This window comes from Bacteroides sp. RTP31139st1_H2_RTP31139_211217, from assembly GCF_040227615.1.
Taxonomy (GTDB): domain Bacteria; phylum Bacteroidota; class Bacteroidia; order Bacteroidales; family Bacteroidaceae; genus Bacteroides; species Bacteroides uniformis.
Genome location: NZ_JBCNZM010000124.1, coordinates 1 through 14,411 on the forward strand (window position 1 = coordinate 1; position 14,411 = coordinate 14,411).

Annotated in this window: 11 protein-coding genes; 5 read left to right on the plus strand and 6 right to left on the minus strand. The window is 47.1% G+C overall.

What is annotated here, in order from left to right:
• A partial coding sequence (gene ilvB / locus ABUA47_RS17505; RefSeq protein ID WP_349831832.1) for a biosynthetic-type acetolactate synthase large subunit occupies positions 1 to 1,350 on the minus strand: 1,350 nt, incomplete at its 3' end.
• A 91-nt stretch (positions 1,351 to 1,441) separates the two neighbouring features.
• A complete protein-coding gene (gene ilvD, locus ABUA47_RS17510; protein ID WP_005833140.1) occupies positions 1,442 to 3,244 on the minus strand; it encodes a dihydroxy-acid dehydratase in 1,803 nt (600 codons plus the stop codon).
• A gap of 490 nt (positions 3,245 to 3,734) precedes the next feature.
• On the opposite strand from ilvD, the gene ABUA47_RS17515 reads away from it, so the two are divergent.
• The gene (locus ABUA47_RS17515) at positions 3,735 to 4,307 is read left to right on the plus strand and encodes a peptidylprolyl isomerase (RefSeq protein WP_005833142.1); all 573 of its coding nucleotides are present in this window, start codon (positions 3,735 to 3,737) and stop codon (positions 4,305 to 4,307) included.
• Between the two features lie 107 nt (positions 4,308 to 4,414).
• Here the strand turns inward: ABUA47_RS17515 and ABUA47_RS17520 are convergent, their stop codons facing one another.
• A complete protein-coding gene (locus tag ABUA47_RS17520) occupies positions 4,415 to 5,692 on the minus strand; it encodes a serine dehydratase subunit alpha family protein (protein WP_005833143.1) in 1,278 nt (425 codons plus the stop codon).
• Between the two features lie 119 nt (positions 5,693 to 5,811).
• A complete protein-coding gene (locus ABUA47_RS17525; RefSeq protein WP_034522772.1) occupies positions 5,812 to 7,005 on the minus strand; it encodes a DUF4925 domain-containing protein in 1,194 nt (397 codons plus the stop codon).
• A gap of 374 nt (positions 7,006 to 7,379) precedes the next feature.
• On the opposite strand from ABUA47_RS17525, the gene aroC reads away from it, so the two are divergent.
• Genes aroC through ABUA47_RS17545 form a run of 4 tightly spaced genes read left to right on the plus strand, consistent with a single transcriptional unit; the run spans position 7,380 to position 11,485 of the window.
• A complete protein-coding gene (aroC, locus tag ABUA47_RS17530; RefSeq protein WP_005833146.1) occupies positions 7,380 to 8,456 on the plus strand; it encodes a chorismate synthase in 1,077 nt (358 codons plus the stop codon).
• Positions 8,457 to 8,465: 9 nt separating this feature from the next.
• Positions 8,466 to 9,821, plus strand: a complete 1,356-nt coding sequence (locus ABUA47_RS17535) for a dipeptidase (protein ID WP_005833147.1) — start codon at positions 8,466 to 8,468, stop codon at positions 9,819 to 9,821.
• Positions 9,822 to 9,836: 15 nt separating this feature from the next.
• Positions 9,837 to 10,916 (plus strand): anhydro-N-acetylmuramic acid kinase, encoded by a 1,080-nt coding sequence (locus ABUA47_RS17540; protein ID WP_035449124.1) that lies wholly within the window; start codon positions 9,837 to 9,839, stop codon positions 10,914 to 10,916.
• A gap of 14 nt (positions 10,917 to 10,930) precedes the next feature.
• The gene (locus tag ABUA47_RS17545) at positions 10,931 to 11,485 is read left to right on the plus strand and encodes an NUDIX hydrolase (protein WP_005833149.1); all 555 of its coding nucleotides are present in this window, start codon (positions 10,931 to 10,933) and stop codon (positions 11,483 to 11,485) included.
• A gap of 11 nt (positions 11,486 to 11,496) precedes the next feature.
• Here ABUA47_RS17545 and ABUA47_RS17550 read toward each other — a convergent pair whose 3' ends face one another.
• Both ABUA47_RS17550 and ABUA47_RS17555 read right to left on the minus strand, forming a co-directional pair.
• A complete protein-coding gene (locus ABUA47_RS17550) occupies positions 11,497 to 13,686 on the minus strand; it encodes a DNA topoisomerase 3 (RefSeq protein WP_005833152.1) in 2,190 nt (729 codons plus the stop codon).
• Positions 13,687 to 13,999: 313 nt separating this feature from the next.
• Positions 14,000 to 14,411, minus strand: a 412-nt coding sequence (locus ABUA47_RS17555) for a cobalamin-dependent protein (RefSeq protein WP_349831833.1), incomplete at its 5' end; no start/stop codon positions are given.

Here is a 14,411-nt window from a genome sequence, read left to right on the forward strand (position 1 = left end):
GGCACCGATAGCTGCCGGAAGGCCGAAGCCCATAGTACCCAGGCCACCGGAAGTAACAATGCTACGTTCCTTGCTGTATTTGAAATAACGGGCGGACATCATCTGATTCTGGCCGACATCAGTCACCAATATCGCCTCGTTATGGGTAGCCTCACTCACAGCACGCACCACCTCACCCATGCTTAGCGCTTTTCCTGCCGGATGTAATTCCGGACGGATTACCTTTTCCTCTTCCACTTCCTCGTATTGCCGGAAACTGTCAATCCATTCCTGATGGTTGGCGGGTTCCAGCAATTGGGTAACGGCAGCCAGTGTCTCTTTGCAATCTCCCAGGACAGCAACATCAGTCTTTACATTCTTATCTATTTCGGCAGGGTCAATATCAAAGTGGATAATCTTCGCCTGCTTGGCATATGTTTCCAATTTACCCGTCACACGGTCATCAAAGCGCATGCCTACGGCGATAAGGACATCACATTTATTGGTATTGATATTGGGCCCCAGGTTACCGTGCATACCAAGCATTCCTTTGTTCAACGGATGGTTCGTAGGTAATGCGGAAAGTCCCAATAAAGTGCATCCGGCAGGCATTCCGGCTTTCTCAATGAAAGCACGAAGCTCTTGCTGGGCTTCTCCCAGCTCCACGCCTTGTCCAACCAGCACCAAAGGCCGTTTCGCACCATTTATTAATTCAGCAGCCTTCCGTATGGCCTCCGGCTCCATTTCGGGAACGGGAAGATAGCTACGGACATAGTCCACCTTAGTAGGCGCATATTCTGTTTTCTCCACTTGGGCGTTTTTAGCAAAATCCAGCACGACCGGTCCCGGACGTCCGCTCTTTGCCACATAGAAAGCACGTGCCACTGCCCAGGCCACATCTTCTGCACGACGAATCTGGTAACTCCATTTCGTGATAGGCTGAGTAATGCCTACCAAGTCCACTTCCTGAAATGCATCCGTACCCAAGAAGTTCGTCCCTACCTGGCCGGCAATGACAACGATAGGCGTACTGTCAATCATGGCATCTGCAATGCCCGTGATAGTATTGGTAGCACCCGGTCCACTGGTAACCAGACAAACGCCAACCTCGCCTGATACACGTGCAAAGCCTTGTGCCGCATGGGTTGCTCCTTGTTCATGACGAACCAAGATGTGGTTCAATTCCTTCCGATGGTCGTATAAGGCATCGAATACCGGCATGATGCTCCCTCCCGGATAACCGAAAATAGTCTTTACTCCCTGATGCTCCAGAGAGCGCATCAATGCTTCTGCGCCTGTTATTAGAGCCTCACCCCGACCCTCTCCTTGGGAGAGGGAGGAAAAGTTACTCTTTTTATTATTATCAGCCATACTTTATCTATTCATTATATTTAAAAGCTCAATAGTAGCTTGAAAAATTTGTTTCATTCTCTCCTCCCCTCGCTTTCGGAAAGGGGGGCTTTTAATCAATCAGCCTCACAGCCCCTTTGTCAGCGGAACTCACCATACTGGCATATGCTTTCAATGCTTTGGAGACTTCACGGTTGCGGGTTACCGGAGTCATAGGGCGTGCTGCAAGCTCTTCATCCGTCAACTTCACATTGATAGAACGGTTCGGTATATCAATTTCGATAATGTCCCCATCCTTAATCTTGCCGATATTACCACCGGCAGCCGCTTCGGGAGAAACATGTCCGATACTTAGTCCGGAAGTACCGCCACTAAAACGCCCGTCGGTAATCAATGCACACTCCTTACCCAGATGGCGGGATTTGATATAAGAAGTAGGATAAAGCATCTCTTGCATACCCGGTCCACCTTTCGGCCCTTCGTGAGTGATGACGACGACGTCTCCACTGACCACCTTTCCACCCAGAATACCGTCACAAGCCGCATCTTGTGAGTCGAAGACTTTCGCTGGCCCCGTAAATTTCCAGATACTCTCGTCTACACCGGCAGTCTTGACAACGCAACCGTCCTGAGCTATATTTCCCTTCAAAACCGCCAGACCGCCATCCTTGCTGTATGCATGTTCCAAATCACGGATACAACCAGTCGCACGGTCCGTATCGAGTTCCTTATAAGACGCATTTTGTGAGCCGAGTACCAGATTGAACTTTCCGGCTGCCGCACTGGAGTATTTCTTGATTGCCTCTTTACATACATTAGAGCTGGTAATACTATACCGGTCGATTGCCTCTGCCAACGTCATTCCATCCACACGGCGGACATTCGTATCGACCAATCCGCCCTTGGCAAGCTCATCCATGATGGCAATGATGCCACCGGCACGGTTAACGTCTTGTACATGATACTTTTGGGTATTGGGAGCTACCTTGCATAAGCAGGGGGTCTTGCGAGAGAGCATGTCAATGTCGTCCATCTTAAAATCCGCTCCGGCTTCGTGAGCCACAGCCAACAAATGAAGTACTGTATTAGTGGAACCGCCCATCGCAATATCCAGCGTCATGGCATTCAAAAATGCCTCGCGAGTAGCAATACTGCGCGGGAGTACACTCTCATCCCCTTCTTCATAATATCTAAAGGCATTCGCTACAATCAACTTAGCTGCATCCTCAAACAGTCTCTTGCGATTTTCGTGAGTGGCTACAATCGTGCCGTTACCGGGCAGTGCCAATCCAATCGCTTCATTCAGGCAATTCATGGAATTAGCGGTAAACATGCCTGAGCAGCATCCGCAAGTGGGGCAGGCATGTTGCTCAATCTGTGCCACCTCTTTATCGCCCACACTTTCATCAGCAGATTTAATCATAGCATCAATCAAATCCAAATGTTGTCCGTTCCATTCCCCGGCTTCCATCGGACCGCCTGAAACAAACACAGTCGGTATATTCAGCCTCATAGCCGCCATCAACATCCCCGGAGTAATCTTGTCACAGTTACTGATGCAAACCATAGCATCCGCCTTATGGGCATTTACCATATACTCCACACTATCGGCAATGATATCTCTTGAAGGCAGGGAATAAAGCATACCGTCGTGTCCCATAGCGATACCGTCGTCAATGGCAATCGTATTGAACTCCGCAGCAAAACACCCCAGCTTTTCAATCTCTTCCTTTACAAACTGGCCTATTTCGTGCAGGTGTACATGTCCGGGGACGAATTGTGTAAATGAATTGACTATAGCGATAATGGGCTTACCCATCTGTTCCTTCTTCATACCATTCGCCGTCCACAATGCACGGGCTCCCGCCATGCGGCGACCTTGTGTGCTGAACGAGCTGCGTAACTGATGCTTCATTTTCAAATCTCCTTTTAATGAAAAAGCCTCTCCCACTATAGTGAGAAAGGCTTAATAAATTATCTTCTAACGTACGAATACATACATAACCTTTCTCACGCTCTTGATGCCACCACCACGACGCGAATAATATGCAGGACTGCCAGGTTAATAGATGTATGTAAATTCATAACTTAATTCTTCTTTTTTGTTTCAAACGTGCTGCAAAGGTAAGGGCTTTTTTATAATCTCCAAACAAATTGAAGAAAAAAATAAGATAAATATGAATAATCGTAAGAAAAAATCGCCCTAAAATCCTATTTTATCACTTAACAGTTCTAAATAGAACCATTCAGACAGCCAATGTAAATGTATTGCCAATCATTGAAACCATTTAATAATCTGAAAATTACCAAAGGCTCTCTACATCCCGAAACAAATAATTCGTATCTTTGTCTCTTCAAATACTCAAAAAAACAGTATTTACTAATTAAATAAAGATAGAAAATTAATGGAAACAGTAGAAAACAAGTACATCACCGTAGCATATAAGCTGTACTCAATCGAAAACGGAGAAAAAGATTTCGAAGAAGAAGCACCCGTAGAGCATCCTTTCCAGTTTATCTCAGGTCTGGGAATGACACTCGAACCTTTTGAAGCCCAGATAAAAGACTTGCAGATAGGCGATAAATTCGACTTTACCATTCCGGCATCAGAAGCTTATGGTGAATATGACGACGACCATGTCATTGACCTCCCCAAAGAAATCTTCATGATAGAAGGAGAATTCGACAGCGACCGTGTAGTGGAAGGCGCTGTCATCCCCTTGATGACTTCTGAAGGTCAACGCATCAATGGAAGTGTAGTAGAAGTAAAGGAAGACGTAGTTGTAATGGACATGAATCATCCACTCGCAGGTTGTGATTTGAACTTTACCGGAGAAGTGGTGGAAAGCCGCCCGGCCACGAACGAAGAGCTTGCTGAAGTTGCCCGTATGATGGGTGGCGGTTGTGGTAGCTGCGGTTGTGGTGACTGTGGCGACGGATGCGGCGACCATGAATGTGGAGGCGGATGCTGCCACTAAAGAATTAAAAATTAAAGAATTAAAAATTAAAGAATCAGACTACACAGTATTAAGCATGCCGCATGGTAATTCTTTAATTTTTAATTCTTTAATTTTCAAATTCTATATTATTTACTTGTCATTATCTCCAATACCAATTTATCAGTTTCATTCATTCCTTTAGAACCGATTTTTGTCAGATTACGGATACTTTGATCCACATCCTCATCAATAATACCTTCTACGGAAGTCACACAACGGTTTTCCATGGCCATGATGGCTGAAAGCACTGCGGTTGAAACTCCGGTGGTTACTTTCAATGCACAACTGGGCTTGGCACCATCACAAATCATTCCGGTAAGATTGGCAATCATGTTCTGTACAGCATATGCCACCTGTTCATAAGTTCCTCCCATTAGCCAAGTTATACCGCAACTGGAACCCGTAGCAGCAACCACACAACCGCATAAGGCAGATAAGCGTCCCAAACTCTGCTTGATATAAATTACCGTCAAATGGCTCAACATCAAGGCGCGTATCAATTCTTCCTCCGATTTTCCGTTTTCTTCGGCATAAATCAAAACCGGCAACGTAGCGGATATACCTTGATTACCGCTTCCTGAATTACTCATGACCGGAATCATAGCTCCTGCCATACGGGCATCGCAGGCACCGGAAGTATAAGAAAGAATATGGGAAAAAACACTATCCCCCATAACCTTGTGCTCATAAGTACCGCGAAGGATTTTTCCCAGACCATGTCCGTAATCACCCTCAAAAGAACGTTCTGCAGCCGCCTTATTCAGACGGGCCGTTTCAAGGATAAAACGGATGTCGTCTAATGGGGTTGTCATGGCGAAGTCATACACTTTGCGTAAAGTCAAGTCCAATACATCCTCCTCTTCGATACAAGAGGCAATTTGTTTGTCCAATAAGATGTCACCGTTGCGCGTTATATAAGTAAAGCAAGTATGCCCACCGGCAATAATAGCTGTTGCCTTGTCCGTATCAGCTTCACAACATACTTCTATATAAAGCTTCTCTTCCATATCGTTTTTTAAAGATATATGAATGCGCTTTTCTTCTATGAAACGCTTTCCTGCCTCCACTGCATCAGGAGTACTTTCTTTCAAAACCTCCAATTGATATGCCGACTTACCTATTAAGGCGCCAAGCGCCACAGCAATCGGTAATCCAATCATCCCCGTACCTGGAATACCCACTCCCATTGCATTTTTCAGAATATTGGCACTCAGCAATACAGTTATCTTTTCGGGACGCTTATTCAGCACTTCCGCAGCCTTTGCTACACACAATGCCACAGCTATAGGTTCTGTACAACCAATGGCAGGAATTACTTCAGATTTAACCAAAGCAATAATCTGTCGTCTTTCCGTTTCTGTCATATCATTTCTACAATTTGATTATTTATCATGCAAATGTAGGAAAAAACAAACAAAAATCCCTCCTCTATAACCTGAAAATCAGGAGACAAAGGAGGGAAAATTCCATATCGAAAAAAAAGTTATTTAGCGGCAGTCAAGTTCAAACCAACTTCCAAACGAGTTGTTTCATTAATTATTTCAGGTAAACCCTTCAACATACCTTCTGCCATACCGGCCATACTTCCAAAATCAGGATCAGCTTTCATTGCTTCGATAAGCATATTCACAAACTCCTCATCCGAGAATAAAGGAGCAACTATATTTTTCATCAAAGGCAATAACAAATCCGTATTCAAATAAGCCTTTAATTTACCTTCGTTCTTTTCGTAAGTCAAAGGCACACCGTCAGTTACCAAAGGAAGCAAAGACGTAACAGCCTGAGACAAGATTTCACTCATATCGATAGCCTTGGTAGAACTGCCCAGACGTTTTACATTGGCGATGATAGCATCCAGATTCAAATATACCTTCATTTGGGTATCACTGAGAACCACATATTGTGCAACATTCGCAGGAGTCTTAACAACAGAGGTACCTCCCTGAGCGGCATCAACATAAGAAGCAGAAATATTACCGTCAGCACCCAAAGTAATATCATGCAACACACTACACAACATATCTTCTACATTCACTTTATCATCACCACCTGCGTCAATTAAAGGCATACGAAGAGCTAACGTCAAAATTGTTTGAATCGGTAGCCCCCAGCCAGGCATTACCTCTACATTCTTATTGGATTCCCAAATCAAATGAATCGGTTCTTCCGTATAATCAGAATTAAGGGGTGTAGGAACCCAAGTTGTTCCGGATAAAGCGGAATTTTTCAATGCGACATTAGTTAAATCCAATTTCAAGGAAGAAGCAGTAACCTTTCCTGCATAGTCAAAAGTACAATAATCGGTCTCACTTGTGCCGGAAAACGAACATTCGTCACCTTGTATATTCAAAGTAACCGGAAGGGTTACAACCGGAGAACCCGGGAATACGCCTGCGCCAAAAGAACCGGAAGCCGCTTCACGTGTAAGAATACCGGAAAGATCCAAATTGCCAGCCAATACCAAAGTAGCCTTGGTTGCATCAGAAGCATCCGGAGTAAAAGTTACTTTCTTTCCCAACATTGTTCCACCGTTATAAGTCAAGTTCAAACCTGTTGCAACTGTAAACTCTGTTTGCGGCACAGGACATACTACCTTGTCATCGTCATCATCACTACAAGCCGTGAATAAACTCATTGAACAGATCAATGCAAATAAATAAAATAAATTCTTTTTCATACTTTCTTGAGTACTTGTTTAGTTAATAAAAAGCTTCCCAAGGGAGCTATTAATTTCCCATTTTAAATCAAAGGTGCAAAGTAACACTTTTTAAGGTTACAGTACAAGGTCTTTTCTAAAAAATAAATGTTCCTTTTTTCATCATTACGAGTGAAATTCGGATGCAGATTTCATAAAGAGTAAGCCATTTTTATAAAGAACAAGCCATTGGCCAAACTCTGGCAAAGGCAGGCAACTTTATGCGGAAAAGACTTTTTATCTTATTTCCTTAAACGTTTTATGAAAAAAAGTTGTTATCTTTATAAAGTCAAAAGCATTTCTTATAAAGCGTATTGGCACATTAACCTCATATATAAACCTTTAAAGCATTTGATATGTTCAACTCATTTGGAAATATTCTCCGTCTTACCAGTTTTGGGGAATCGCACGGTAAGGGTGTGGGAGGAGTTATAGACGGATTCCCTGCAGGAATAGTCATTGATATGGATTTCGTCCAGGCAGAACTCGACCGACGCCGCCCCGGACAGTCACGTATCACTACCGCCCGGAAAGAAGGTGATAAAGTGGAGTTCCTCTCCGGCATCTTCGAAGGAAAATCCACGGGCTGCCCCATAGGATTCATTGTATGGAACCAAAACCAGCATTCTGACGATTACAATAATCTGAAAGAAGTCTACCGCCCGTCACACGCCGACTATACTTATAAAGTAAAATATGGCATCCGCGACCACCGCGGAGGCGGACGTTCATCAGCCCGTGAAACAATCTCGCGTGTAGTAGCGGGTGCCCTGGCCAAATTGGCGCTGAAGCAGCTGGGTATACACATCACGGCGTACACTTCACAAGTAGGTCCTATCCGCCTTGAAGAAAACTATACCGCATACGACCTCGACCTGATAGAGACCAATCCGGTCCGCTGCCCCGACCCGGCGAAGGCAAAAGAAATGGAAGAACTCATCTTCAAGATAAAGGGAGAAGGAGATACGATCGGAGGAGTGGTGACCTGTGTCGTCAAAGGATGCCCCATCGGACTGGGACAACCCGTATTCGGCAAACTCCATGCAGCACTCGGAGCCGCCATGCTCAGCATCAATGCAGCAAAAGCATTCGAGTATGGAGACGGCTTCAAGGGATTAAAGCAGAAAGGCTCGGAACAGAATGATGTGTTCTACAATAACAACGGACGTATCGAAACCCGCACCAACCATTCGGGCGGCATACAAGGTGGAATCAGCAACGGGCAAGACATCTATTTCCGTGTAGCCTTCAAACCCGTGGCAACCGTACTGATGGAACAACACACCGTGAACATTGACGGTGTAGACACCACCCTGAAAGCCCGAGGACGCCATGACCCGTGCGTATTGCCACGCGCAGTACCCATCGTGGAAGCAATGGCAGCAATGACATTGCTGGATTATTACCTGATTGACAGAACAACTCAGCTATAATATTCACCTATGGAAATAAAGAAATATATTACAGAGAACGAGTCTAAAATGCTGGAAGACTTGTTCAGCCTCATCCGTATTCCAAGCATCAGTGCCAAACCCGAGTATCACGACGATATGCTTGCCTGCGCCGAACGCTGGGCACAGTTGCTGCTCGAAGCCGGAGCGGATGAAGCCCTCGTAATGCCCTCCAAAGGCAACCCGATTGTTTTTGGACAGAAAATCGTAGACCCGGACGCCAAGACCGTATTGGTATATGCCCACTACGACGTGATGCCGGCCGAACCTCTCGAACTTTGGAAAAGCGAACCCTTTGAGCCGGAAATACGCGACGGACATATCTGGGCACGTGGTGCTGATGATGACAAAGGGCAATCTTTCATACAAGTGAAAGCGTTTGAATACCTCGTCAGAAACGGACTGCTGCAAACCAACGTAAAATTCATCTTCGAAGGAGAAGAAGAAATCGGCTCGCCCAGCCTGGAAAGCTTCTGCCAGGAGCACAAAGAGTTGCTGAAAGCAGACGTCATTCTGGTTTCGGACACCAGCATGCTTGGTGCAGACCTGCCTTCACTGACCACCGGACTGCGCGGACTGGCCTATTGGGAAATAGAAGTGACCGGCCCCAACCGCGACCTACACAGCGGTCACTTCGGCGGTGCTGTTGCCAACCCCATCAATGTACTTTGCCAGATAATCAGCCAAGTGACGGACGCAGAGGGACGTATCACCGTACCGGGCTTCTATGACGATGTGGAAGAAGTTCCCCAAACCGAGCGCGACATGATAGCCCGCATTCCTTTCGACGAAGAGAAATACAAAAAGGCTATCCATGTAAAAGCACTTTTCGGAGAGAAAGGTTACAGTACGCTGGAACGTAACAGTTGCCGTCCGTCTTTCGACGTATGCGGCATCTGGGGCGGATATACGGGTGAAGGGTCCAAGACCGTGCTCCCATCCAAGGCATACGCCAAGGTATCCTGCCGGTTGGTTCCCCACCAGGACCACCACAAGATATCCCGGCTCTTTGCCGACTACATTCTGGACATAGCGCCGGATTCAGTACAGGTAAAAGTCACTCCGATGCATGGAGGCCAAGGATATGTATGTCCCATCACCCTACCCGCCTACCAAGCCGCCGAAAAAGGTTTTGAAAAAGCTTTTGGAAAGAAACCGCTGGCAGTGCGTCGGGGTGGAAGTATCCCCATCATCTCCACTTTCGAGCAAGTACTGGGCATCAAAACCGTTCTGATGGGCTTCGGGCTCGAATCCAACGCCATCCACTCACCTAATGAGAATATACCATTGGACATCTTCCGTAAAGGAATAGAAGCTGTTGTCGAATTCTACCTCAATTATAAATAAAACAAGAAAATCAGGATGAAAGACTTCCAAATTCAAGCCATCGGCCTGATGTCCGGCACTTCCCTTGACGGGCTGGACGTATGTTGTTGCACTTTCCGGCAGCAAGCCGGAAAATGGTCTTTCCACATAGACTGTGCAAAAGGCTATAGCTACCCCGACGCCATGAAGCAGATATTGGGTACCGGTGCACAGACAATGAGTGCTTTGGAGTTCATCACTTTCCACAGCTCCTATGGAAAGTTTCTCGGTGAACGTGTCAACGAGTTCATGCAAGAATTTGGAGTCCACCCCGATATTATCGCCTCCCACGGGCATACCATCTTCCATGAGCCTCAAAAGAGAATCATGTACCAAATAGGTGACGGAGCCGCCATTGCCGCTGAAACCCGTATACCTACCGTTTCGGATTTCCGGCGGCTGGACATCATGCTGGGTGGGCAGGGCGCTCCACTCGTACCTATTGGCGACCGGTTGCTTTTTGCCGACTACGACTTCTGTTTGAATATCGGCGGTTTCTCCAACATCTCATTCGAGCAGGACGGGCGGCGCATCGCTTTTGACATCAGTCCGGTGAATTACGTCATCAACCATTACTGCCGGCAAATAGGATTGGAATTTGACCGTGACGGCGAGATAGCACGGCAAGGCAACATCTGCCAAGAACTGCTGGACGAACTGAACGGAATGGATTTCTACCATCAGTCCGGACCGAAGTCATTGGGACGGGAGTGGGTGGAAACGCTGGTATATCCCATGCTCGAGCGTTATGGCTTGAGTATGGAGAATATGCTACGTACCTTTTACGAGCATGCCGCCTGGCAAATATCACGCATCATCACCGCCCGCCCCTTGCCCGATGGTAACGGAAAACTGCTGATTACCGGCGGAGGTGCATTCAACAAGTTCCTCATAGAACGTATCGACGCCTTGTGTCCGTGTGAAATCGTGATTCCCAGCCGGCAAATCATAGAATACAAGGAAGCCCTAATCTTTGCTTTCCTGGCTGCCCTCTATATGGCGGACACACCCGGATGCCTCGCCTCGGTGACGGGAGCCACGACAGATAATATCGGAGGGATGCTGTTTAAAATATAGTCAATTTTACCATTATGGAAAAATCAAAAGACACCTGGACCGTCTTATCCAGCGAATACCTTCATCGGGCTCCGTGGCTCACTGTGCGTAAGGACCATGTAGTGCTGCCCAACGGCAACCACATCCCCTCCTATTATATATTGGAATATCCAAACTGGGTGAATACCATCGCCATCACCCGTAATGGACAATTTGTCTTTATCCGCCAATACCGGCATGGCATACAAGAAACGTCCTATGAGCTCTGTGCAGGGGTATGCGAAGAAGAGGACGGCTCTCCGATGGTTTCCGCACAACGGGAACTTTTGGAAGAAACCGGCTATGGAAACGGAGTATGGAAAGAGTTCATGCAAATCTCTCCCAATCCAAGTACCCACACCAACATTACCTACTGTTTCCTGGCTACGGACGTGGAGAAAATCTCCGAGCAACACTTGGAAGATACGGAGAACCTGACCGTACACCTGCTTTCCTTGCAGGAGGTCAAGGACTTGCTGCAACAAGGAAGCATCCGCCAGGCGCTGATGGCTGCTCCCCTCTGGAAATACATGGCGGAGAGAATTATTTAATGTGATTACCCTTATTCAAACGGCTTGCGGAATGTACATCCGGATTTCCATTCGGAACAACCGTAAGCCGTTTTCCCCTTGATAACGGTACCTTTTCCGCAAAGCGGACAAGGCTGGCCGACGAAGTCATCAGCTTGTACGGAAGCCTCCGTACTTGAAGCTGCCACAGCGCCCGAAGCCTGCTCCGTCTTTTTACCTGCGGCGGCAGACTTTCTCGGTGTTCTTTTCTTCGGCTCCTTTTTCGGCTTATCGGCAGCCTCTGTCTTGGCAGAAACCTTACTGCCCTTTTCGGGAGCAGGCGCTTGGATGGTGATGTGGCGGTTGCTGTTATCAGAAAGTACACTCATCACGACTTCCGATACCATCTGCTTCAATTCTTCCAAGAATTGTCCGGCATTATATGTCCGCCTTTCTATCTCACGTAGCTTTTTCTCCCAGATACCGGTCAGTTCCGCCGACTTCAACAGCTCCTCATGGATAATCTGTATCAGCTCCACACCGGTAGGGGTGGCTATCAGGTTCTTCTTTTCCTTGCGGATATAGTTTCGCTTGAACAGCGTCTCGATGATGGCTGCACGGGTAGATGGACGACCGATACCGTTTTCCTTCAGCGCATCACGCAGTTCGTCGTTATCCACCAGCTTGCCCGCCGTTTCCATAGCACGCAGCAGGGTGGCTTCCGTATAAGGCCGGGGCGGCTGCGTCCACTTCTCATACAAATCGGGGACGTGCGGTCCGCTTTCTCCTTTCACAAAAGCCGGAAGCACATTCTCCTCTTCTCCCTTCTCCTCTTTCTCCTCCTGCGATTGTGCCGAGGGGATGCCGAAGATAATACGCCAACCCGGTTCCAGAATCTGCTTGCCGGTAGCCTTGAACTCTATGCTCTCTACCTCGCCCAATACGGTGGTAGTGGCAAACTTACAATCGGGATAGAATACAGCAATGAAACGGCGTGCTATCAAATCGAATACGCGACGCTCCATATCCGTCAGATTCTGCGGATGCTGACCGGTAGGAATAATGGCGTGGTGGTCTGTTACCTTCGAGTTATCGAAAACCTTTTTGGACTTCAACAATGCAGTTCCTGTCAAAGGGGCTGTAAATGTCTCGTAATCACGCAGACCTTTCAAGATGCCGGGGCATTTGGGATAGATGTCATCACTCAAATAGGTAGTGTCTACACGTGGATAGGTAGCCACTTTCTTCTCATACAAAGACTGGATGATTTTCAGCGTCTCATCAGCGGAATAGGCAAACTTCTTGTTACATTCCACTTGCAAAGAAGTCAAGTCAAACAAGCGGAGTGGCGCCTCCCTCCCCTCTTTCTTGGTGACATCCGTCACGGTAAAAAGAGAATTCTTAATCTGGTCCAATAAAACAAGCCCACGTTCGCGGTCGGTAATGGGGTCGATACCCCGATTCTCTTCTTCTTTTTTAGGTTTCTTCCCGGCAGCTATAGCCTCTTTCTGCTTCTCGGCTTCCAATACCAGTTCCTCCTCACTTTTCCGGAGGATGGTGGAGAAAGTGGTATCTCGATAGACGGTCTTCAGTTCCCAGTATTGCTTGGGAACAAAATTCTGTATTTCCAACTGACGGTTTACAATCAGCGCCAGTGTCGGCGTTTGCACACGGCCGATAGAAAGTACCTGCCGGTTCTGCCCATACTTCATGGTGTAGAGGCGGGTGGCATTCATCCCGAGCAGCCAGTCGCCAATGGCACGCGACAAGCCTGCTTCGTACAAAGGCTGGAAATCCGACGCATCGCGCAGCTTGGCAAAGCCCTCACGGATGGCTTCCTCTGTCAATGAAGATATCCAAAGACGTTTCACCGGGCAACGTGCCCCGGCTTTCTGCATCACCCAGCGCTGTATCAATTCTCCTTCCTGCCCGGCATCACCGCAGTTTATAATCATATCGGCATGTTGCATGAGGTTCTCTATCGTATGGAACTGGCGCTCGTATGTGGGATTGCTAATCAGCTTAATGCCGAAACGGGGAGGTATCATGGGGAGGCTTCCCAAACTCCATGACTTCCAGTTAGGGGTATATTCATGCGGCTCCTTCAGCGTACAAAGATGGCCAAATGTCCAGGTCACCTGGTATCCGTTTCCTTCGATGTATCCGTCCTTCTTTTCTTTCGCTCCCAATACATCGGCTATGTCACGCGCCACAGAGGGCTTTTCGGCAATACAAACTATCATTCGTTATTCTTTTAGCGGGACAAAGGTAATAAAAAGGGGGCAAGAACGAAACTATAAGCAAGAAACGATAACATAGACCAGGTGATTTTTCTCCCCCAAAGCTGACGTACGGACATAAAAAAAGGAGTACCGCTGTACTCCAACCTTTGTTAACCTTAAATCTAATACTATGAAAAACACATTGCAAAGATACGGACTTCTGATAAATCTGCAAATTATCCAACTAAAAAAGTATGTTCTATAACACAGATTAAGAAAAAGGGACGGATATGTAAACACATACCGTCCCTCTTTTAACATTTAACGTGTCGGATTATTCTTCATCCAACAAGATTTCCAATATCTGGCAAGCAGCCTTGGCAACCGGAGTACCGGGGCCAAAGATGGCAGCTACACCTGCCTTGTAAAGGAAGTCATAGTCTTGTGCGGGAATTACACCACCGGCAATCACTACGATATCCTCGCGTCCCAACTTCTTGAGCTCTTCGATAATCTGCGGAACCAATGTCTTGTGTCCGGCAGCCAATGAAGAAACCCCTACTACATGAACGTCGTTCTCAACCGCTTCACGGGCAGCCTCGGCCGGTGTCTGGAACAAGGGTCCCATATCCACATCGAAGCCACAGTCGGCATATCCGGTTGCAACAACCTTGGCACCGCGGTCGTGACCGTCCTGGCCCATCTTGGCTACCATGATACGAGGCTGACGTCCCTCTTTCTTCGCA

Bases quoted from the DNA above. Each gene is read 5' to 3' on its own strand.
- ilvD (WP_005833140.1), bottom strand. From the start codon at position 3,244: ATGAAGCATCAGTTACGCAGCTCGTTCAGCACACAAGGTCGCCGCATG.
- ABUA47_RS17515 (WP_005833142.1), top strand. From the start codon at position 3,735: ATGGAAACAGTAGAAAACAAGTACATCACCGTAGCATATAAGCTGTAC.
- ABUA47_RS17520 (WP_005833143.1), bottom strand. From the start codon at position 5,692: ATGACAGAAACGGAAAGACGACAGATTATTGCTTTGGTTAAATCTGAA.
- ABUA47_RS17525 (WP_034522772.1), bottom strand. From the start codon at position 7,005: ATGAAAAAGAATTTATTTTATTTATTTGCATTGATCTGTTCAATGAGT.
- aroC (WP_005833146.1), top strand. From the start codon at position 7,380: ATGTTCAACTCATTTGGAAATATTCTCCGTCTTACCAGTTTTGGGGAA.
- ABUA47_RS17535 (WP_005833147.1), top strand. From the start codon at position 8,466: ATGGAAATAAAGAAATATATTACAGAGAACGAGTCTAAAATGCTGGAA.
- ABUA47_RS17540 (WP_035449124.1), top strand. From the start codon at position 9,837: ATGAAAGACTTCCAAATTCAAGCCATCGGCCTGATGTCCGGCACTTCC.
- ABUA47_RS17545 (WP_005833149.1), top strand. From the start codon at position 10,931: ATGGAAAAATCAAAAGACACCTGGACCGTCTTATCCAGCGAATACCTT.
- ABUA47_RS17550 (WP_005833152.1), bottom strand. From the start codon at position 13,686: ATGATAGTTTGTATTGCCGAAAAGCCCTCTGTGGCGCGTGACATAGCC.